Raw genomic sequence first — 20592 nt, forward strand, 5'->3', positions numbered from 1 at the left:
TCTGCCCGGTGGTCAGGGACCCGCTGCGCTTTTCGCGCCGTCCGGTCCCCTGCCGGACGGCAGCGACCTTTCTCAACCCCTGCATGGCACTCATCGGTGGTCCGTCCGGCGCCCGCCGGTAAAGCGCCGGTGCAATTGGCCGTTAGAGAGATGGCCGTGCAGAATGCGCATGTCTCCAACTTGCAGGGCTGGCCAGCCAGGGGTGAAACAATGAACTTGCGAATACTCGTATCGGTGGCACTGGTGTCGCTGCTGACCGGATGTGGCCAGGACCAGCCGGCGTCTCATCAGGCATCCCAGCAACAGAAGTCCTTCGGCGGCCAGGTGGGCGACGCCTACAAGGGGATGCTCGACGAGGCCAAACAGGGCGCCGCAAACGCCAGTCAGCAAATGGAACGCACCGAGCGCTCGGTGCGTGAGCGCGACCGGTAGCGGGTCGCATCACCATGCCGGCGTAAACCCGGGCTCCGCGGCAGTCCAATTCACCGGCCGATCGCCCAGATATTCCGCCCCAACGAAAAGCCCCGCCGAAGCGGGGCCGTTACGCTGACATTCAGCGATTGTCAGATCGCCTGGCGCTTGCGCCGCTGGTAACCCAGCCCCACGAACCCGAGGCCAAGCAGGGCCAGCGCGGCCGGCTCGGGCACGTCCGCATCGGCAGCGACGTTGAATTGCACGTCGTCGATGACGGTGAACAAGGCAACGTCGGTGCCGTCTCCGTAGCGGATACTCACCTCGGTCACCAGCTCGTCGCTGTTGAACCCGATGAACTGGTCCACAAAGTCGTTGCCATTTGCCGTTACAGAGACACTGCCGATCAAACCGGTGGCATCGTAGATGTCCAGGAATGCGTCAAAGGTCCCAGCGCTGGGTTCGTCGTTGCCGAAGAACAGGCCTACCGATGAGGCGGGCGCGTCGAAGGTGATGTTGATCGGCTCAGGGAAACCGTTGGTCGTCAGCACGTTCACGCCAGAAGTCGTAACGCCCGATGAGGCCCCTCCGGAAGATACAGTGCGGATGCCGGAACCCGAACTGTAGGTCGCGCCGATACCGCCCGTGATGGTCTCAAAATCGTGCAGTCTGAACGGATCCGGGGACAGGCTGGCCGAGTCGAACACTTGAACGATGGCCGCTTGACACATCGAACTGACGCCCAGCGAAAGCACGGCGGAAAGAGTGACGAGAGATGTGCGAATGTCCACGGTACGCGCTCCTTGTCGACCGATTGTGATGCGAAAATCGGGTTTCGATATTATTAAAGCATTTTTCGCGCCAGACTAAAATTTTCTATATAAATCTTCTGCTTGCCAACAATTCTCATTTTTCTCGGAGCGCAAAACGTAAACATTATCGACACATTGGGGTTTTCAATCCTCAAAAATCCTTATCTTTGTTCCAAACCAGCATCGTAAGGGTGTGTGCAAAAAAAAAGCGCGCCCGCAGGCGCGCTTTTTTTGGCAAAACGTTCCAGTTACTTACTGGACTTGCTGCTGCTCGATTGCTTGCTGGTAGTCGTCGTCGGATAGCTGTAGGTCGCACCGTAGGGGTAACCACCCCAGCCGCCATAGCCAGGATAGTAACCGCCACCCCAACCACCGTAGTTCGGATAGCCGCCACCCCAGCCCCCGTAATACGGATAACCGCCGCCGTAACCCCAAGGGCCGCCACCCCAGCCGCCGGAGTACGGATACCCGCCGCCATAACCCCAGGGGCCACCGCCACCGTACCAGGGACCGCCGCCGGACCAGGGTCCGCCACCCCAATCGTTCCAGAAGGCACCGGCCGAACCGGCGAGCAGCGCACTGCCGGCAATGGCACCGGCGATCAATGTCTTGGCGAAGTCACGCATGGATATCCCTCCCTTTTCTATCGAAACGCTGTGGTCAGAATCCGGGTCGATGTCCACCTTCGCACCGCCCTTCATACGCGAAGTTTATTTTGCCGCCAATGCACCGTGTCGATCTGACCAAAGTCAAAGGAATCGCACGTGACCGGTGCGAATACCGCTCCGGAAAAGGCACCGTGCGCGAACCTGCGCTGCCGCGCAGGAGCGGATTCACATGACGGCGCCCGCCTCCCCGCAACTTCACCGCTGGCGCCGCCGACCGCAAAAGGTGCCGTCGGCCGGTCGACAACGACACACCGAGGACGTGAATACGCCACAAGCGGTGACAATGCGACCCGGTACGCTGAATGTCGTTAACCCAGGCGGAGAAACGGACATGACCAGCGTGTTCATCAGTTATCGCCGCAGCGACACGAGCGGCTATGCCGGTCGGTTGTACGACCGGTTGGCGTCGCACTTCGGTGCGCCGCAGGTATTCATCGACGTCGACCATATCGAACCGGGCGACGATTTCGCGCGCACGATCGACGCCCGCATCCACACCGCAGACGTCGTGCTGGTGCTGATCGGTCCAGGCTGGCTCGACGCCGCCGACGCCCATGGTCGCCCGCGACTCCACCTCGACGACGACTATGTACGCATCGAGATCGCGACCGCACTGCAGCAGGGCAAGACCGTTATCCCGGTGCTGTTCCGGCGTGCGTCGATGCCGGTTCGCGGCCGCCTGCCGCTCGATCTGCAGGCACTGGCGACCCGCCAGGCGTTCAGCTGCAGCGACGAACGCTTTCATGCGGATGTCGACGTGCTGGTCGCGGCACTCGAGCGCAAACCAGGAAGGCGCTGGAGAAAGGCGGCGACGGGCGACGGTGGCTGGCGCCGGTATTCGCGGTCGGTGAGCTGGCTGCGGCGGATCGCGGTCGTGTCGGCAATCGGCAGCGCCGGACTCGCCGGCCTGGCGCAGATCGCCGACAGCGGCTCGACGACCGGCGGCGATTTCGCTCGCCCGCGGACCACCTCGACATCGCAGACGCCCCCGGCACGGGTGCGCGTCGACACCCCGAGCGCGTCACGGCTGGTCGAGTCCCAATCGACGCTGACCCGGGTGCGCCCCGCCCAGCTGCCGCCCAGGGAGGTCATCGACCGGTACAACCGAACGGCACGCAACATCATTGACTCGCTCGGCCGGTGACCCTGGGCATTCCGGTCTCGCGTGACGGCGAACCGGGCGCGTCGTGTCGCCCCCTTGTGCATGCCGCAACAACGCGGTGATCCGTTCAGCGGCCCATGGGACCGCGATCTGCGATGCCACGGGGACTGCAGTCGATCGCCGACGCCGTCAGGCCAGCCCCCCCATACACAGGTACTTGATCTCGACGAACTCGTCGATGCCGTAGTACGAACCCTCGCGGCCGAGCCCGGATTCCTTGACCCCGCCGAACGGCGCCAGCTCGGTGGAAATGATCCCCTCGTTGATGCCGACCATGCCGTACTCCAGCGCCTCGGCGACACGCCAGACCCGGCCGATATCGCGGCTGTAGAAATACGCGGCGAGGCCATACTCGGTGTCGTTGGCCATGCTCACCGCTTCCTCTTCGCTGTGAAACCTGAACAAAGGTGCCACGGGTCCGAAGGTCTCTTCGCTGGCGACCCGCATCTGCGATGTGACATCGGCGAGGATGGTCGGCTGGAAAAAGGTCCCACCGATCGCATGCCGTTGTCCGCCGCACAGGACCCGTGCGCCCTTGTCCACGGCATCGGCGATATGCGCCTCGACCTTGCGGACCGCTGCCTCGTTGATCAGCGGTCCCTGGTGGGTTCCCTCGGCCATGCCGTCGCCGACCTGCAGCCCATCGACCGCGTCGGCCAGCTTGCGGGCAAAGGCGTCATAGATGCCGTCTTGCACCAACAGCCGGTTGGCGCACACGCAGGTCTGACCGGCGTTGCGGTACTTGGAGGCCATGGCGCCTGCCACCGCCGCGTCGAGGTCGGCATCGTCGAACACGATGAACGGCGCGTTGCCACCCAGTTCCAGCGACACCTTCTTCACGGTGTCCGCACAATCGCGATACAGGCGCTTGCCGACCGCGGTCGAGCCGGTGAAGGACAGCTTGCGCACGACCGGGCTTGCGGTCAGCACGCCACCGACCGTCGCGGCGTCCGTGGTGGTGATCACATTGAACACACCGTTCGGAATGCCGGCCTGCTGCGCGAGTTCGGCCAGCGCCAGTGCGCACAACGGCGTGAGTTCCGACGGCTTCACCACCACGGTGCAGCCCGCCGCCAGGGCCGGTGCGCATTTGCGGGTGATCATCGCGATCGGGAAGTTCCAAGGCGTAATCGCCGCCACGACACCGACCGGCTGCTTGACCACCAGGTAACGCCGGTCAGAGATCGCGGCCGGGATCACGTCGCCGTAGATGCGCTTGGCCTCCTCGGCAAACCATTCGACAAAAGACGCGCCATAGGTGACCTCGCCGCGTGCCTCGGCGAGCGGCTTGCCCTGCTCCGCGGTCATCAGGTGCGCGAGGTCCTCGCGATGCACGCTGATCAGATCGAACCAACGCCGCAGGATCGCTCCCCGCTCCTTGCCGGTGAGGGCACGCCAACCCGGCCAGGCGGCATTGGCGACCTCGATCGCGGCGAGTGTCTCGCGCTCACCGAGATCCGCGACCCGGGCGAGCTCTGCGCCGTCCGCGGGATTGAGCACGGCGAAACGTGCCCCGCTGTCGGCCGCGGCCCACTGGCCGTCGATGAATGCGGCATCGCGCAGCAGCGCGGTATCTTGAAGCCATTCGGTGGTCATTTCGGTTCATCCCCCTCGTGCACAATCGCGCGCCGTACGTCCTACCCGACCTGCGCGCGTCGGTCGTTCGGCCGCCTCGCGGTTCATCGGGCCCGGACGGGCTGGCGGACCGATGCGCGGATCAGTCGCGCGGCATGCCGGGCGATGATCAGTTCCTCGTTGGTCGGGATCACCCAGGCCTTGAGATGGCTGTTCGGCGTCGTGATCAGTGGACCGCCGGCCGCGTTCGCGGCCGCATCGCAGTCCAACCCCAGCCAGGTCAACTGGGCGCAGACCTTGTCGCGAACCGCCGCGGCGTGCTCACCGATACCGCCGGTGAAGACCATCGCGTCGACGCCGCCCAGCGCCGCCGCCATCGAACCGACCGCGCGCACCAGCGTGTAACAGAACAGATCGACCGCTGTTGCGGCCGCCGGCTCGTCGCTGCCGAGCAGTACCTGCATATCGGCACTGATGCCGGACACGCCGAGCAGGCCGCTCTCGTTGTACAGCAGGTGTGACAGTGCCGCCTCGTCCATGCCCTGCTCACGCATCAGATGCAACAACACGCCCGGGTCGATGCCGCCACAGCGGGTCCCCATCAACAACCCGTCCAGCGTCGAGAACCCCATCGACGTGGCGACCGACCGGCCGTCGTGGATCGCACACAGGCTGGCGCCGTTGCCCAGATGGGCGACGATCAGGCGCCCTGGCAGGACACCGCCGTTATAGGCCGGAACCGCAGCGGTGATGAATTCATAGGACAGGCCATGGAAGCCGTACCTTTGCAGCCCCTGGTCGCGCAGCGGGCGTGGCAACGGCAACAAGCGCGCGACCGGGTCCTGTGAGGCATGGAATGCCGTGTCGAAACAGGCCACCTGTGGCAGGTCCGGCGCCGATTCGGCAACCGCGCGGATCGCGGCCAGATTGTGCGGCTGGTGATGCGGCGCCAGGGGCGACAGCGCGTCGAGTTCCTGCAGCAGCCGCGGTGTCACCAGGGCCGGCTGACGCCGGTCCGGACCGCCGTGCACGACACGATGGCCGACACCGATCAGGTCGAGACCGTCGGCATGCGCATCGACCCAACCGAGCGCGACCGAGATCGCCTGCTGATGGTCGGCGATCTCCCCGAGGTTCGCGGGGGGCGGCCCGCTGTCCGCCTGCGCACCGTTGACCGCGGCGCTGAACACCGGCTTGGAACCGATACCGGCCACCTGGCCACGCATCAGCGCTGCATCAGCATCCGCCTGTTCACCGATCCGAAACACCGCAAACTTGAGGCTCGATGAGCCGGCGTTCAGAACCAAGACCCCGCTGTCCGCCATTCGTCTCCTCCGTCGCTTTGCCCCTGGTGGAAACTAGCACCCCGCCCCGGTCCATCGAAAAAAAAGGGAACCCCGGGGGACGAGGTTCCCGACAAGCCTTCCTTAAAGGAGGATCGAGGGAATCGTACGGCTCGCGCCTGGACTCAGACGAAGTCCTTGTATTTCTCCAGGTAACGGACCGGCTTGCTGAGTGCGTCGCGGCGGAACGGGTCGCCGAGTTCGCGCGTACACATGATCTCGAGGATGCAGGTCTTGCCGGCGTTCATCTGCATGTCGACCGCACGCTGCAACGCCGGACCGACGTCTTCGAGCCGATCGACGCGGATGCCCTCGGCGCCCATCGCCTGCCCGATCTTTGCCCAGCTTTCGTTCTCGAGTTCGGCGGCGACGAAGCGACGGTTGTAGAAGTCGACCTGGTTCTTCTTCTCCGCGCCCCACTGGCGGTTGTGAAACACCACCGCGGTCACCGGTATGTCGTGGCGCACACAGGTCAGCGTCTCCTGCATGCTCATGCCCCAGGCGCCGTCACCCGCGTACGAGATCGCCGGACGGTCGGGTGCGGCGACCTTGGCGCCGATGATCGTCGGGAAGGCGTAACCGCAGTTACCCCAGCTCATCGCCGCGAAGAAGCTGCGCGGCCGCTCGAACCGCAGGTAGCTGTTGGCGACCGAGTTGATGTTGCCGATATCGGTCGACACCATCACGTCAGCCGGCATCGCCTTTTCCAGCTCGCGCAGCACCTGGCGCGGATGCAGGTAGTTGCCGGGTTCGGCCTCTTGTTCGGCGATCATGTCGAGGCTGAACGGGTCTTTCTCATGCGTCCATTCGTCCAGCTCTTTTTCCCATGCAGCCTTCTCGGCCGTGATCTCGCTGGAACGGGCATCGCGTGTCGCATCGCAGGCCAGGGTGCGGTCGGCAAGCCGCGCGCTCAGCGCCTTCGCGGCCTCACCGGCGTCGCCACAGATGCCGACCGAGATCTTTTTCACCAGGCCGAGCATCTTGTGGTCCGCATCGACCTGGATGATCTTGGCGTTCTTCGGCCAGTAGTCCATGCCGTGCTGCGGCAGCGTGCCGAACGGACCGAGGCGTGAGCCGAGCGCAAGCACCACGTCGGCCTTGGCGATCAGTTTCATCGCCGCCTTCGAGCCCTGATATCCCAGCGGGCCACACCACAGGGGATGGCTGGCCGGGAACGAATCATTGTGCAGATAGCTGTTGACGACGGGCGCGCCCAGGCGCTCCGCCAGTGCCTTGCACTCCTCGACCGCGTCAGCCATCACGACGCCGCCACCGGAGATGATGACCGGGAACTCGGCCTTGGCCAGCAGGTCGGCGGCTTCGGTCAGGCTCTTGTCTCCGCCCGGCCCCCGGTCGAGACGCTGCGGCTGCGGGATCTCGACATCGATGTCGCCGTAGAAAAAGTCACGCGGAATATTCAGCTGGGTCGGCCCCATCTCGGCCATCGCGCGGTCGAAACAGCGGCCTGTGAACTCGGCCATGCGCCGCGGGTTGCAGACATGGCCCTGGTACTTGGTGAACTCCTGGAACATCGGCAACTGATTGGCCTCCTGGAAACCACCCAGGCCGATGCCCATGGTGCCGGCCTCCGGGGTGATCAGCACCACCGGGCTGTGCGCCCAGTAGGCCGCGGCGATCGCGGTCACGCAGTTGCTGATGCCGGGACCGTTCTGGCCGATGGTCACGCCATGACGCCCGCTGACACGCGAATAGCCGTCCGCCATGTGCGCGGCGCCCTGCTCGTGCACCACCGGGATCAGGCGGATGCCGGCCGGGGCGAAGATGTCCATCGCGTCCATGAACGCCGATCCCATGATGCCGAACATGTCGGTGACACCGTTGGCGGCCAAGGTTTCGACGAATGCTTCACTCGGGGTCATTCGGGCCATTGGACTCTCTCCTCATCCGAAAAAAGCGCCCTTGTACGGGGCGCTATAATTTTGTGTTTATGAGATTAGTTGTCTCATTTTTAATGTCAAGTCATTTTTCCAGGGATGAATGAAGCGAAATTCAAGATCAATCGTTTCTTTATCCGACGGGTCGCTAAACCTCATTGAGTGCCGATACGCACGCACCGCGGATCCATCGCGCCACGGCCGGCTTGCGGTCTCGGCGACCGCCCCCTGGCAGGAAAGGCGGCGGTCAGTGGATCTCATTTTTTGGCACCAACCAGCAAATTCTCTTCAATTTCTAAAAAAATCAGGACTTTTTGTATCTTTTATGCTTGTATTGTCGTGGTTGATGGCCGAGCGCACCCGGCCCCCGCCGCCCTTGGCAGTGGCATACCGGGTAACGCGACGGCGCCGGTTCCCGAGGGAAGCAGAAAGGCATGAAAGACAGTGGCACCCAGTCCACGCTGATCCGCGGTTTTGCCATCGTCGAAAAGATCGTCGAGGCCGACCGGCCGGTGTCGAGTGCCTTCCTGGCCGAGGAACTCGACCTGCCCAAGGCCACCGTGCACCGCATCTGCCAACAACTCGAAGAGGAAGGGCTGCTGCAACGCGAACCGGGCGGCAAGCGTTTCACCGGCGGCAAGCGGCTGCGTCGGCTGGCGATGTCGACGATGTCGAACTCGGTGCTGGGGGCCGGCCGTCGCTCGATCCTGCAGGACCTGTCCAAGGAAGTCGGTGAGACCTGCAACCTGACGATGCTCGACGGCAACGAGATCGTCTACCTCGACCGCATCGAGACCAACTGGCCCTACCGCATCCATCTGCCGGTGGGTTCTCACCTGCCGCTGTACTGCACCGCGACCGGCAAGCTGTTTCTCGCCAGCATGAAGCCGGCCGCACGCCGACGCCTGCTCGACAGCCTGACGCTGCAACGGCATACGGACCTGACGATCACCGACAGCGAACTCCTGGAGGCTCAACTGAAGCGGATTGCCGACGAAGGCGTCGGGTACGACAGCGGCGAATACCTCGAGGGCATGGTAGCCATCGCGGTACCGGTCATCGGCGAAGACAACCAGGTGTGTTTCGCGATCGCGATCCACGCGCCGTCGGTGCGCAAGTCACTCGACGAGTTGCGTCAATACCTGCCGACCTTGCGCCGTGCGGCCGCGCGGATGGCTGCATCCGAATGCCAGCAGCGCGACGAGGAAGACGCCGCCTGAACGGTGGTGCGACGGGATGGGCGACCCCAGCACGCAGCTGTTTCCGGTCCTCGACGTCATTGCCCTGGTCGCATTCGTCGGTAGCTGGACGTCGTACGTCGTTTACACCAAGCGACGCAACATCAATGACCGGCGCGGCCTGCTAGCGGCCATGAACCGGGTGCGCGAGCAGTGGACGGCGTCGATCCTCGAGCGCGACAACCGTATCGTCGACAGCCAGGTCATCAACGGCCTGGTACGCAAAGAGACCTTTTTTGCATCGACCACGCTGCTGATACTCGCCAGTACGGTCGCGCTGCTCGGCACGGGCGATCAGGTCAACCAGCTGTTCCGGGAGATTCCGTTTGCCCGCGAGATGCCGCTCGCGCTGTGGGAACTCAAGGTGGCGGTGCTCGCGATGATCTTTGTCTACGCGTTCTTCAAGTTCACCTGGTCGATCCGGCAACATTCGTACTGCGCCATCCTGGTAGCGGCGATCCCGATGCCGGACAAGGTCGCCGAGAGGAATGGCCGCCAGCAGGCCGAGCGCCTCGCACGGCTGAGCAATCTTGCGGCGCGCCACTTCAACGACGGCATGCGCGCCTATTATTTTGCCCTCGCCGAGTTGAGCTGGTTCTTCAACACCTGGGTGTTCCTGCTGGCGATCGTCTGGGTGATCGTGGTGCTCTATCGCCGCGAGTTTCATTCCAAGGCCCTGTCGATCCTGAGCTGACGGTATGCAGACCGTGCAGATGCGACGCCTCGCTGCCCACTGTTTTCCGCGTGGAGAGCCGATGACGGCGTGGCTTTCTGCCGGGTGCCGAAACAAGACACCCCGTTCGCTGGCGTGATACCGGCGAACGCCGCGCGATGACAAACCCACAGACCGAACGCCTGAAGGTCCTCTCGGCCGGCATCATCAGCCTGGTGCTGATGCTCGGCATTGCGCGCTTCGCGTATACGCCACTGCTGCCGCTGATGCAGCAACAGGCAGGACTCGGCGTTGCCGAGGGCGGCTGGCTGGCGGCGATCAACTACATGGGTTACCTGAGCGGCGCCGTCATCGCCTCATTGATCAGCGACGTAGTGCTCAAGGACAGGCTGTACCGCATCGGGCTGATCGTCGCACTGCTGACGACGCTGGGCATGGCGCTCGCCCAGAACCTGTGGTTGTGGTCTGCCATGCGCTTCTTCGCCGGACTGAGCAGCGCCGCGGGCCTGCTGCTCGGCTCGGGGCTGATCCTGCACTGGCTGATCCGCCACGATCACCGCAGCGAACTCGGCATCCACTTCGCCGGCGTCGGCCTCGGCATCGCCTTCTGTGCCGTTGCCGTCGAACTGATGCACCCGACGTTCGACTGGCGCGAGCAGTGGATGCTGCTCACCGCGATCGGCGCACTGCTGGCGGTCCCGGCGTGGGCCTGGCTACCCCGCCCGGAGAGCCTGTCTGTCACCCGCAAAGGCACCATCATGGTCGACCGTCCGCCGAGCGCGGCCTTCGTACGACTGTTCATGGCGGCGTATTTCTGCGCCGGGGTCGGTTACGTGGTCAGCGCAACCTTCATCGTCGCGATCGTCGACGACCTGCCGGGCATGCAGGGCAAGGGGGCCTGGACCTTCATGGTGCTCGGGCTCGCCGCTGCGCCTGCCTGCATCGTCTGGGACCTGATCGCGCGACGCAGCGGCGAGATCAACGCGATGATCTGGGCCTTCGCATTGCAGATCGCCGGCATCCTGCTGCCGGTGCTGACACCGAACCTCGGCATGACACTTGTCGGCGCCGTGTTGTTCGGCGGGACCTTCATCGGCATCGTCAGCCTGGTACTGACGATGGCGGGGCGTTTCTACCCGACCCGGCCGGCCAAGATGATGGGCAAGATGACGATCTCCTACGGGGTCGCCCAGATCGCCGCACCGGCAATCACCGGCCAGCTCGCCAAAGGCGATGGAAGCTATGCCGACGGACTGTACCTGGCGGCATTCGTGATGCTGTTGGGCACCGCGTGCATGCTGCTGTTGAAGTCGCGCCACGCCGAAGAGTTGCAGACCCCGGGCGGCGTACCCAGATAGCCCAGGCGCCGGTCGAACCGCACTGACCGGCCCTGCGGGGCCTGGTCGTCACCGCCGTCGCCGCCCGCATGGTCGCGCCGGCGGAAAGCAATGCGACACGGGCGCGCCCTACGATTGGGGGCTCATTGTCGAGCGGCATCCTCGAGGATCATGTCGGAGGCCTTTTCCGCGATCATGATGGTCGGGGCATTGGTATTGCCGGAGACGATCTCCGGCATGATCGACGCATCAACGACACGCAGGCCGTGGACGCCGTGTACGCGCAGCCGGTCGTCGACCACGGCCATCTCGTCGTGTCCCATCTTGCAGGTACTCGTCGGATGGTAGATCGTCTGACTGTATCGGCGCGCGGCCTCGAGCAACTCCTCGTCGGTCTGATACTGTCTGCCCGGCACGTATTCATCGATGATGTGCGGTGCCAGCGCGGGTGCCTCCGAGATCCGTCTGGCGACCCTGATGCTGTCGACCGCGACCTGTTGATCGCGTCGATCCGACAGGTAATTGGGGTGGATCGCCGGATGCTCCAATGGATCCTTTGATTTGATCTCGATGTACCCACGGCTGTGCGGGCGCAGTTGGCAGACCGACGAGGTGAAAGCGGAGAACTTGTGTGCGCCGTCGCCCGGCTTGTCCGCGCTCAGGGGCTGCATGTGGAACTGGATGTCCGGGCGTTCCACATCCGGCTTCGAACGGGTGAAGATCGCCACCTGGCTTGCCGCCAGCGTCAGCGGCCCGGTTCGGCTGACGATGTATTGCAGGCCTACCCAGGCCCGCTTGAAGATGTTGTTGACCTCGTCGTTCAAGGTGCGCTGACTCGTCTTGAACACGAGCCGGATCTGCAGGTGATCCTGGAGGTTGCGACCGACTCCTGGGAGGTCCTTCACGACGGGCACGCCCACCCTGTCCAGCAGAGCCTTCGGACCGACACCCGAGAGCTGCAGTATCTGCGGTGAACCGATCGCACCCGTCGAAAGGACCACCTCGCGGTCCGCCCTGGCCTGCTGAAGCCGGCCGCCTTTGAGGTACTCGATACCGATCGCCCTGTCGCCGTCGAACAGCACCCGCGTGGTCTGTGCCCGGGTCAGCACCGTCAGGTTGGTCCGCTGGCGCGCCGGGCGCAGAAACCCCTTGGCGGTGCTCCAGCGAAAACCTTTGTGGGCGGTCTGCTGGAAATAGCTCACGCCTTCCTGCGTGGCGCCGTTGTAATCCCTGTTGTAAGGAATACCGACCTGCGTCGCCGCCTTGATGAAGAAATCGGCGATGGGTCGTCGCAGGCGCAGGTCCGCGACCTTCAGGGGACCACCCACACCGTGATACTCGTCGGCGCCGCGCTCCTGGTCCTCGGACTTCTTGAAGTAGGGCAGCACGTCCGCGTACGACCAGCCCCTGTTGCCCAGGTCCGCCCAGCGGTCGTAGTCCGCAGGCTGGCCGCGCACGTACAGCAGACCGTTGAGCGAACTTGAACCTCCCAGCACCTTGCCGCGCGGCCATTGCAGCCGCCGACCGGCGATCCCAATGTCCGGTTCGGTCATGTAGCACCAGTCGGTTGCCGGATGGTGCATCGTCTTGAAATACCCCACCGGGATATGGATCCACGGATTGATATCCGATCCCCCGGCCTCGACGAGCAACACACGGTTGGCCGGATCCGCGGACAGGCGGTTGGCCAGGACGCAGCCAGCCGAACCCGCGCCGACCACGATGTAATCGTACCGCTGTTCAGTGCTGCTCATATCGCTCCTCGCGTAGCTGCAGGCCGACCCGATCGGTCCCCGACAGGCATCGGACCACCGGCCCCGTCACGGCCCGCTGCGCACGGACGGATCGGGGTGATAACAGTTTTTGAGCCTAGTTGAATCATTTTTTTGCGTCAAGCATTGCTTTCAACCCATATAGCAACTATAACTGAGCCTCATGGATTCACTTTTAAGGCCTTCCCCGTGGGGTCGGCCTGGTGTCGCCCACCTTTTTCGGGAAGCGGCGTAGTGCGGACCGAGTCCCGATGTGATCCATACCGAAAGCCACCGGCCGTCGTCCGAGCACTGCAAAAGGCCACACAAGAACAATCACCGACGGCACGGTGCCCCACCAACAACTGAGGAGTGAACACAATGACCGACGAGTCCAAGCAGTTTTCACGGCGTGACTTCATGAAGGTGTCCGCGCACTTCGGCATGACCTCGACGCTGCTGGCAGCGGGGACCCTCGGAGCCGGCGCGACGCTGTCACAACTGGCGAGCGCCGCCGAGAGCACCGCCAGTAAGCGTGCCGCCGTCAAACCAAAGTTCGAGCTGAAGTTTGGCGCATCCGGGTTCAACGAGAAGAACCTGGATATCCAGAAATCCGCCCAGCTGTTCTTCGCCAAGGATCTCGAGGACCGCACCAACGGTGCGATTCGCGTCGAGTTCATCGGCAGCAACCAGATCTGTGGACAGACGAACTGTGTCAAGAAGACCCAACAGGGTATCGTCGACATCTACTCGGCATCGACCCAGAACTCCGCGGGCGGCGCGCCCTACCTGAACGTGCTGGACTATGCCTACATGTTTCCGTCGCGCGCCGCGCAGTTCCACTTCTTCTACAGCCCGAAGAGCGAGGCGCTGCTGCGCGAACCGCTACGCCAGCGCCACAAGCTGCAGTTCCTGTTCACGCACTGCGAACTGCGCGGCATCCAGCTGGGCCTGAAGTGGAAAGACAAGCCGACCATCACCTCGGTGGAACAGCTGGCCGGCACCAAGAACCGCGTCACCGGCACGCAGCTCGGCCGCATCGCGATGGAACTGATGAACCTCAACCCGGTGCCGATCGCCTGGGAAGAGACGCTCGACGGACTCAAGCAGGGCCTGATCGACGGCGCCGAGACCTGGATGGGTGCCGTGGCCTACGCGGGCATGGCACCCGTCGTCTCGCAGTGCGTCGACCTGCAGTTCTTCTGTGGCACCGAGCATACGTCGATGAGCCTGCCGGTGTTCGACAAGCTCGGTTCCGACCTGCAGGACGACGTGATGGAGTCCGCCTACCTCGCACAGATCTACACCCAGGGCATGAACGAGGCGGCGCTGTACGAGGTGGTCGGTGCAACCAACCCGCAGAAACCCGGCACCATCTTTGCCGAGAACAACGTCCGCGTCGCCACACTGTCGGACGCCGAGCTGCGCAAGGCCGAGGAGATGTGCTCTCCCGAATTCAATCCGAAACCGTGGGAGGAATGGCGCGAGCGTCTGAACAAGTGGTCGGGTGGACACGACACCTACAAAGAGATCTACGACGTCGCCCGCGAGATCCCGAAAGACCTGCCCGCCGTCAACGTCCCGCCGCGCCGGTGGTGGAAGGCGTAAGCCGCCGCGGTCGTCCGGCAGGCGGGCACCCGCCTGCCGGTGACGTTGACGCGTTCACGGCCGGGTACCGGCCGGTGACACCCCGATCATCGCCGACCGCCCCGATGATCACCTCTCGTCGCAACGGGGGAAGACCATGACGTTTCTCAAAGCACTGCTCGGATGGCTCGACAGAAACACGGAGAAGACCATCATCCTGATCTCCTACACCGGCATGGCCGGCATCATCTTCGTCGAGGTGATAAGACGCTTCCTGTTCAACGAGCAGGTCGCATGGAGCACCACGGTCCCGGTCCTGCTGTTTCTCTGGGTCACCTGGTTCGGTGCCTCGTACAACGTGCGCAAGCGCAATCACCTGGCCCTGACCGAGGTGCGCTCGCGCCTTCCCTACAAGGCCCAGTTCGCCTGTCTCCTGCTGGACGCCGTCTTGTGGGTGGTGTTCGGCTGCATCGTCGTGTACTTCACCTACGAGCAGACCTGGCTCGCCTACGACAACTTCGCGATCGTCGGTGGCACCGACAACGTCATGGAGTGGTGGTTCTACCTCGCGACCCCGCTCGCCTGGGGGCTGATCATCCTGCGCGTGATGCAGAACCTGGCAGAGGACTTCCGGCGATTCCGCCGGCACGAACCCTTCATCCTGCAGGCCTCGCTGCTGGACTAGGAGAGCGGACATGGACAACGGTACTCTGATCGCACTCATTTCCATCGGCGTCACCCTGCTGTTCATCCTCGGCGTACCCATCTTCCTGGTGATCGGATTCTGGGTGGTCGGCTGCAGCCTGGTGATCGACTTCACGCTGGCCAACGTCGGCGTGACGCTGTTCGAGGGTTTGAACTTCTTCGGCCTGCTGGCGCTGCCACTGTTCATCCTCACGGGTGACCTGATCAACGCCGCCGGGATCGCCAAGCGGATGTCGGACTTCGCACACCTGATGCTCGGCTGGGTGCGTGGCGGTCTCGGCATGGCGACCATCGGCGCCAGCGGCATGTTCGCCGCGATCTCCGGCTCCAATGCGGGCACCACCGCCACGATCGGCTCCATCATGCAGCCGGAAATGGCCAGGAACGGTTACGATCCGCGCTTTGCCGCCGCCACGGCCGCCGCCGGCGGCACGGTCGGCATCATCATTCCACCGAGCATCATCTTCATCGTCTACGGCTTTCTGCTCGACCTGCCGATCAGCGACCTGTTCATCGGCGGCATGCTGCCCGGCATCCTGATGGTCATCGCGATGCAGGGTGCATGCTTTTATGCGTGCCGGAAGCGGCAGTGGGGCCACCTGATCCCGTTCGAGCCCGGCAAGATCATGAAGGCGGGCGTGAAGGCCTATCTTGGCTTCATCGCCATCGCGATCGTCGTCTACGGGATTTATTCGGGTGCCTTCTCGCCGACCGAGGCGGCCGGTGTCACGGTGGGATTCTGCCTGATCGCCGGCGTTCTCATCACCCGCGAAATCAAGCTCAAGGCGTTGCCGGACGTGCTGATGCGTTCGGGGCAGATCAACGGCATGCTGGCCCCGCTGATCGCCGTGTCGGTGGTCATGCAGCAGTTGCTCTCGCTGCTCGGCGCCGGCGAGGTGGTGAATGGCTGGATGGCCAATCTGGGCGACCCGGTGTTCGTGCTCCTGGCCTGCATGTTCATGGTGCTGGCCGCCGGCACCGTGCTGGAGAGCCTCCCCAACACCATCATCCTGGCGCCGATCCTTGCGCCCATCGCCTACAGCGCAGGTGTCGACCCGATCCATTTCGCGGTAATCTTCCTCGTTGGCGATGCCATCGGCTTTATCACGCCGCCTTACGGCCTCAACCTGTATGTGGCGAGCGGCATCACCGGAATACCCTATTTCACGATCGTCCGCTTCGTGCTGCCCTACCTGTTCGCGCTGCTCGCGGCATGGATGATCATTGCGTTCTGGCCGCCGCTGTCGACCTTCTTGCTGCAGTTCGGCGGGACGGGCTGAGTACATGAAAGCGGTTGACCCGATGACAACAGAGAAGAGCGGCCACCCCACCATCCTGCGCGGCCTGATCGTGCTGGAAAAGGTCGTGCAGGCGCTGCGTCCGATATCGGCCACGGACCTGATCGCAGAGCTCGGGCTGCCGAAACCCACCGTCAACCGCATCCTTCAGCAGCTGGAGGAGGAAGGCCTGCTGCAGCGCGAACCCATGCACCGGCGCTACCTGCCCGGCCCGCGCGCCCGCGACATGGCGCTGAACCTGATCTCGAACAGGGCGCTCGGGGCTCCGCGCCATGCCATTCTCCGGGCGCTGTCCGAGGAGGTCGGCGAGACCTGCAACTGCACGATGCTCGACGGTGATCACACGGTCTATTTCGACCGTGTCGAAGCCAACTGGCCGTTCCGTATCCAGCTACCCGTCGGCTCGCAGCTGCCCCTGCATTGCACCGCCAGCGGCAAGCTGTTCCTCGCCCACATGCCGGCAGCGCAGCGCCGCCGCCTGATCGGCGCAGCGCCGCTGAAACGCTTTACCGACCGCACGATCACCGATCCCGACCTGTTGATGCAGGAGCTGCAGCGCATCGAGAAAGACGGTGTCGGAATCGACAACGAGGAATTCATGGCGGGCATGGCCGCAGTCGCCGTACCCGTGTTCAACGCCGCCAACCGGATCTGCTTCACGATCGCGGTACATGCGCCGACCGTGCGCAAACCGCTCGAGGCACTGCGTCAGTACGTGCCTTCCCTGCGCCAGGCAGCGGCGGCGATGGCGGCGAGCTACTGCGGCACGGACGACGACCCGGCCTGATCGCTCCGACCCGCCGCATCCCACCGCAACCGGACACTCGCATTGGATACGCCGTCGCTGCTGATGTTCCTGGGTCTCGTGGCGCTGGGCAGCTATATCCAGACGGTGTCCGGTTTTGCGATCGCGATGATCGTGACCGGCGGTGCGACCGCGCTGGGACTGGCCCCGGTGGCGTTCTCCGCCAACGTGGTGAGTTTCCTGGCACTGGCCAACACCGCGGTCGCAGTGCATCGCCAGCACGCGCACGTCGATATCAGGATCCTGGTGTACGCCTCACTCGGCGTGTTCACCGTGGTCGGCATCGGACTGGCGATACTCCACCACCTCAGCAACCAGTCGATCGACCTGCTGGAGATGCTTCTGGGTATCGTGATACTCGGCAGTGGTGCGCTGTTGATGATCCATCCGCATCCATTGCCAAAGGTCTCACCGAACTACGTGCATTTCATCGCCGGCGGCTTCGCCGGCCTGCTCAGCGGTCTGTTTGGTGCGGGCGGCCCGCCGCTGGTGATCCACCTCTACCGTCAGCCACTGGCGTTCGCCGTCGTGCGTACGACTTTGCTGGCAATCCTGGGCATCATGCCGCTGACCCGCATCGCGATCGAAACCTACAACGGCAACATCTCCGGACTGGTGCTTCAGCTGAGCCTGATCAGCATACCGATCACCGTGATTGCGACGATCATCGCGCGCCGCTTTCCACCACCGGTGTCCGATCAGACGATGCGCCGCTTCGCTTTCGCGCTGCTGTGCGTGCTCGGTGTGTCGCTGATCGTCGGAAAACTCTGATCGCGTCAGAACGGCATCGCAGAGCGGTCCCCGCGGATCCTGTCAACCGCGCCCGACGAATGGCTGGCCCTGGTGCATCACCGTCGCCTCGAGCAGATTCACATGATCGGGCAATTGACAGACGCTCAACACCACCGTGGCGAATTCGTCGACGGACATCGCGGGTTCGTCGCAGCCATCCAGATGGACGCGTTCGACACTGACCCTGCCGGGATTGATGCAGGTGCAGTTCACGCGGTGCGGCCGGCCCTCCAGCGCCAGCGACTGGGTGAGCCCCCAGATACCGTGTTTGGCCGCCGAGTATGCGATCGCATCGGGCCTGACCCGTTTCGCGGAGGTCGAACCGATGTTGATGATCCGGCCACTGCGTTGACGCTGCATCCGCCTGAAGGCCTCGCGCGCGCACAGAAACGGTGCCGTCAATGTCGAGGCGATGACGCGATCCCAGGTCTCCAGCGTCATCTCCGTCACCGGGCGATAGGCGAACACGCCGGTCGAGTTGACCAGCACATCGAGCCGTGGCGAGAAACGGTCGACTTCCGCGAATGCGCGTTCGACCTGGGGCTCGTCGGCGAGGTCGGCGACGATCGCGATCGACCGGGCACCCAATGCTACGAGTTCGTCCCGGGTCGCATCGAGGCGCGCGCCGGTCCTGCCCAGCACGGCGACCGCGTAGCCCGCCTGCGCACACGCCCGGGCGACCGCCTTGCCGATACCGGAACCACCGCCGGCGACCACCACTGTCTTCTGCTCATCCACCCGTCACCTCTCCGTCGACCGGATCATGCCCGGCGAGTCACCGTGAACCGACCCCACCCCAGCGTCAGCGCCTGGCGTCTCGGCGCCCTGCCAACAACGCAACCGTCTCTGCCACTGCGCTGTTGGTGAGTCCCTTCGACAGGTCCAGTGCCAGGCAGCGGCGGTAGTAGCGACTGAGGTCCAGGCCCACTCCAAGACCGATGATCTCGATCTCGGCCTCGCGTTCGCGGCGCGCGACAACGGCCTGCAGATGCCGTTCGAGATACAGGGGGTCGTTGGCGAGGCCAGTCGCCGCATCCATCGGGCAGCCGTCCGAGACGACGATCAGGATGCGTCGCGACGCCGCTCGCCGACCCATGCGGCCGCAGGCCCAGTCGACCGCCTCGCCGTCCATGCCCTCGCGGAACAGGTCGGGCTTCAGCATCGCGGCCAGCGCAGGACGCGCGGTGCGCCAACAGCTGTCCGCATCCTTGTACACGATGTGGCGCGCCTCGTTGAGCCGTCCCGGCCGCGCCGGCCGCCCGCTGGCCAGCCAGTCGCGCTGCGCACGCCCACCGTTCCAGGCCCCGGTCGTGAACCCGAGGACCTCGACCCCGACACCGGCCTGCGACAAGGCCCGGCCGAACACATCCACGAACACCGCAACCGGCTCGATATGTGCCTTCATCGAGCCGGAACAGTCGATCAGCAGGCTTACCTGGGCGCGTGGCCGGGGCTGCCAGTGCTCACCGCGGAACAGGCGTCGTTCCGCAGGCGAGCTGACGAGCTGGGCGAGTCGCCGGCCGTCGATCCGACCCTCCTCCTCACCGAAGGTCCAGCCGTCGCGCGCCGGTTCTGCGAACACGGCCGCCAGTTGCCGTGCCAGACGCAGCACATTGATCCGCTGCGCGCGGACCCGCTGGTCCAGTCGAGCGCGCAGTTCCCCCAGCATGGCGGGGCGTACCAGGGTCGCGGCGTCGACCTCGGTATCGTATCGGGACGTGAACACGCGATAACCGTCGTCGCCCGACTGCGACGGGCTGCGCCGGCCATCGGTGACCGCCGCGGAATCCGCAGCGTCGCTGTCTTCGAAATCGAGCAGCAACCTGAGACGGCTGCGCAGTCGCCTGTCGTCGGGCGGCGTGACCACGGCGTCGCGCGCGGTGCCACCGGCGGCGCCGATCAGTGCGTCCACGGTGCGTGCAATCGACAGTGCCGCGTCGGCGTACGCTGCCTGATCTCGAAGGTGGCGCTTCAACGCCGCCAGGTCGTGGCCGATCAGCGGCACGATGCCGGCGCGCGTGGCCTCGATGAAATCCGCGGTCTCTTCGAGTACCGGTCGGGCGTTGAGCCGCGCCCAGCAGACCTGCGCCACCGTGTACAGCAGGTTGCCAAGCGCGGTGTCACTCAGGCCTGCATGATGAAACGCCCGCGACCAGTCACTGAACCGCCGTACCAGGTTCTGTGCCATGCCCGGCAGATGCGCGGGTACCAATGCCTCGACGCGCAGTTGCTCGAGCAGTTCGAACACCAGTCGCTGAACGGGTGCCGCCGGCTGGTGTGCACGATGCAGCTGCCAGTCGGAAAGACACCAGCGCAATGCCATGCCGTCGGCGATACCGCGCCGACCGACCGGGTCGTCGTGCGCCGGCGGCGTCGACAGATGCGGCGCGTGCAGCGCGAGGCGAGCCTGACCCCGGTACAGGGCGCGGGCGCGCACATCCAGCGCCGGCTCGCCGGTGAGTGCGCGTACCGCGGCACCGCACAGCGCCTCCCAGTGCCGCTGTTCGCGTACGCGTTGCTGTACCGCATCCATCCCGGTG

At 64.5% G+C, this 20592-nt stretch carries 18 protein-coding genes; 10 read left to right on the forward strand and 8 right to left on the reverse strand.

Translation table 11 applies throughout. The features are described from left to right. The first annotated feature begins 210 nt into the window (after positions 1-210). Positions 211-432: a hypothetical protein gene (locus H6955_05170; protein ID MCP5312923.1), complete on the forward strand. Its 222-nt coding sequence runs from the start codon at positions 211-213 to the stop codon at positions 430-432. A gap of 131 nt (positions 433-563) precedes the next feature. On the opposite strand, the gene H6955_05175 is transcribed toward H6955_05170, so the two are convergent. After that, positions 564-1202: a PEP-CTERM sorting domain-containing protein gene (locus H6955_05175; GenBank protein ID MCP5312924.1), complete on the reverse strand. Its 639-nt coding sequence runs from the start codon at positions 1200-1202 to the stop codon at positions 564-566. Between the two features lie 269 nt (positions 1203-1471). Beyond that, a complete protein-coding gene (locus H6955_05180) occupies positions 1472-1849 on the reverse strand; it encodes a hypothetical protein (GenBank protein ID MCP5312925.1) in 378 nt (125 codons plus the stop codon). A 373-nt stretch (positions 1850-2222) separates the two neighbouring features. Between H6955_05180 and H6955_05185 the strand changes: the two genes are divergently transcribed. Further along, on the forward strand, positions 2223-3035 hold the full coding sequence (locus H6955_05185) for a toll/interleukin-1 receptor domain-containing protein (GenBank protein ID MCP5312926.1): 813 nt from the start codon (positions 2223-2225) through the stop codon (positions 3033-3035). Between the two features lie 147 nt (positions 3036-3182). On the opposite strand, the gene H6955_05190 is transcribed toward H6955_05185, so the two are convergent. The 3 genes from H6955_05190 to xsc all read right to left on the reverse strand — a co-directional run bounded on the left by H6955_05190 (position 3183) and on the right by xsc (position 7851). After that, entirely contained in the window at positions 3183-4649 is a 1467-nt protein-coding gene (locus H6955_05190; GenBank protein MCP5312927.1) for an NAD-dependent succinate-semialdehyde dehydrogenase, read from the reverse strand. 83 nt (positions 4650-4732) lie between these two features. Continuing rightward, positions 4733-5953, reverse strand: coding sequence for an acetate/propionate family kinase (locus H6955_05195; protein ID MCP5312928.1), 1221 nt, complete (start codon positions 5951-5953; stop codon positions 4733-4735). 143 nt (positions 5954-6096) lie between these two features. Next, positions 6097-7851 carry a sulfoacetaldehyde acetyltransferase gene (xsc, locus tag H6955_05200; GenBank protein ID MCP5312929.1) on the reverse strand — a complete coding sequence of 585 codons (1755 nt, stop codon included), beginning with the start codon at positions 7849-7851 and terminating at the stop codon, positions 6097-6099. A 449-nt stretch (positions 7852-8300) separates the two neighbouring features. Here xsc and H6955_05205 point away from each other — a divergent pair, with 449 nt between their 5' ends. From H6955_05205 to H6955_05215, 3 genes are all read left to right on the forward strand, one after another. Next, a complete protein-coding gene (locus H6955_05205) occupies positions 8301-9086 on the forward strand; it encodes an IclR family transcriptional regulator (GenBank protein MCP5312930.1) in 786 nt (261 codons plus the stop codon). A 16-nt stretch (positions 9087-9102) separates the two neighbouring features. Next, positions 9103-9798, forward strand: a complete 696-nt coding sequence (locus H6955_05210) for a DUF599 domain-containing protein (protein ID MCP5312931.1) — start codon at positions 9103-9105, stop codon at positions 9796-9798. Positions 9799-9935: 137 nt separating this feature from the next. Next, positions 9936-11135, forward strand: coding sequence for a YbfB/YjiJ family MFS transporter (locus H6955_05215; protein MCP5312932.1), 1200 nt, complete (start codon positions 9936-9938; stop codon positions 11133-11135). A 122-nt stretch (positions 11136-11257) separates the two neighbouring features. Here H6955_05215 and H6955_05220 read toward each other — a convergent pair whose 3' ends face one another. Next, positions 11258-12868 (reverse strand): choline dehydrogenase, encoded by a 1611-nt coding sequence (locus tag H6955_05220; protein ID MCP5312933.1) that lies wholly within the window; start codon positions 12866-12868, stop codon positions 11258-11260. 378 nt (positions 12869-13246) lie between these two features. On the opposite strand from H6955_05220, the gene dctP reads away from it, so the two are divergent. From dctP to H6955_05245, 5 genes are all read left to right on the forward strand, one after another. Then, on the forward strand, positions 13247-14473 hold the full coding sequence (gene dctP / locus H6955_05225; protein ID MCP5312934.1) for a TRAP transporter substrate-binding protein DctP: 1227 nt from the start codon (positions 13247-13249) through the stop codon (positions 14471-14473). A 136-nt stretch (positions 14474-14609) separates the two neighbouring features. Next, the gene (locus H6955_05230; protein ID MCP5312935.1) at positions 14610-15137 is read left to right on the forward strand and encodes a TRAP transporter small permease; all 528 of its coding nucleotides are present in this window, start codon (positions 14610-14612) and stop codon (positions 15135-15137) included. 10 nt (positions 15138-15147) lie between these two features. Beyond that, positions 15148-16437 (forward strand): TRAP transporter large permease, encoded by a 1290-nt coding sequence (locus tag H6955_05235; GenBank protein MCP5312936.1) that lies wholly within the window; start codon positions 15148-15150, stop codon positions 16435-16437. A gap of 22 nt (positions 16438-16459) precedes the next feature. After that, positions 16460-17242, forward strand: coding sequence for an IclR family transcriptional regulator (locus tag H6955_05240; GenBank protein MCP5312937.1), 783 nt, complete (start codon positions 16460-16462; stop codon positions 17240-17242). Positions 17243-17284: 42 nt separating this feature from the next. After that, a complete protein-coding gene (locus H6955_05245) occupies positions 17285-18031 on the forward strand; it encodes a sulfite exporter TauE/SafE family protein (GenBank protein MCP5312938.1) in 747 nt (248 codons plus the stop codon). Positions 18032-18073: 42 nt separating this feature from the next. Here the strand turns inward: H6955_05245 and H6955_05250 are convergent, their stop codons facing one another. Continuing rightward, positions 18074-18790, reverse strand: coding sequence for an SDR family oxidoreductase (locus tag H6955_05250; protein ID MCP5312939.1), 717 nt, complete (start codon positions 18788-18790; stop codon positions 18074-18076). A 64-nt stretch (positions 18791-18854) separates the two neighbouring features. Then, a complete protein-coding gene (locus H6955_05255) occupies positions 18855-20585 on the reverse strand; it encodes a cobalt chelatase (GenBank protein MCP5312940.1) in 1731 nt (576 codons plus the stop codon). Between the last annotated feature and the right edge of the window lie 7 nt (positions 20586-20592).

Source organism: Chromatiaceae bacterium (assembly GCA_024235395.1).
GTDB lineage: Bacteria > Pseudomonadota > Gammaproteobacteria > Chromatiales > Chromatiaceae > Thiosocius.

What these genes read in the sequence shown, in the direction of transcription:
- H6955_05190 (MCP5312927.1), bottom strand. Translation starts at nt 4,649, where the DNA reads ATGACCACCGAATGGCTTCAAGATACCGCGCTGCTGCGCGATGCCGCA.
- H6955_05170 (MCP5312923.1), top strand. Translation starts at nt 211, where the DNA reads ATGAACTTGCGAATACTCGTATCGGTGGCACTGGTGTCGCTGCTGACC.
- H6955_05195 (MCP5312928.1), bottom strand. Translation starts at nt 5,953, where the DNA reads ATGGCGGACAGCGGGGTCTTGGTTCTGAACGCCGGCTCATCGAGCCTC.
- H6955_05210 (MCP5312931.1), top strand. Translation starts at nt 9,103, where the DNA reads ATGGGCGACCCCAGCACGCAGCTGTTTCCGGTCCTCGACGTCATTGCC.
- H6955_05240 (MCP5312937.1), top strand. Translation starts at nt 16,460, where the DNA reads ATGACAACAGAGAAGAGCGGCCACCCCACCATCCTGCGCGGCCTGATC.
- xsc (MCP5312929.1), bottom strand. Translation starts at nt 7,851, where the DNA reads ATGACCCCGAGTGAAGCATTCGTCGAAACCTTGGCCGCCAACGGTGTC.
- H6955_05180 (MCP5312925.1), bottom strand. Translation starts at nt 1,849, where the DNA reads ATGCGTGACTTCGCCAAGACATTGATCGCCGGTGCCATTGCCGGCAGT.
- dctP (MCP5312934.1), top strand. Translation starts at nt 13,247, where the DNA reads ATGACCGACGAGTCCAAGCAGTTTTCACGGCGTGACTTCATGAAGGTG.
- H6955_05230 (MCP5312935.1), top strand. Translation starts at nt 14,610, where the DNA reads ATGACGTTTCTCAAAGCACTGCTCGGATGGCTCGACAGAAACACGGAG.
- H6955_05255 (MCP5312940.1), bottom strand. Translation starts at nt 20,585, where the DNA reads ATGGATGCGGTACAGCAACGCGTACGCGAACAGCGGCACTGGGAGGCG.
- H6955_05235 (MCP5312936.1), top strand. Translation starts at nt 15,148, where the DNA reads ATGGACAACGGTACTCTGATCGCACTCATTTCCATCGGCGTCACCCTG.
- H6955_05185 (MCP5312926.1), top strand. Translation starts at nt 2,223, where the DNA reads ATGACCAGCGTGTTCATCAGTTATCGCCGCAGCGACACGAGCGGCTAT.
- H6955_05205 (MCP5312930.1), top strand. Translation starts at nt 8,301, where the DNA reads ATGAAAGACAGTGGCACCCAGTCCACGCTGATCCGCGGTTTTGCCATC.
- H6955_05220 (MCP5312933.1), bottom strand. Translation starts at nt 12,868, where the DNA reads ATGAGCAGCACTGAACAGCGGTACGATTACATCGTGGTCGGCGCGGGT.
- H6955_05215 (MCP5312932.1), top strand. Translation starts at nt 9,936, where the DNA reads ATGACAAACCCACAGACCGAACGCCTGAAGGTCCTCTCGGCCGGCATC.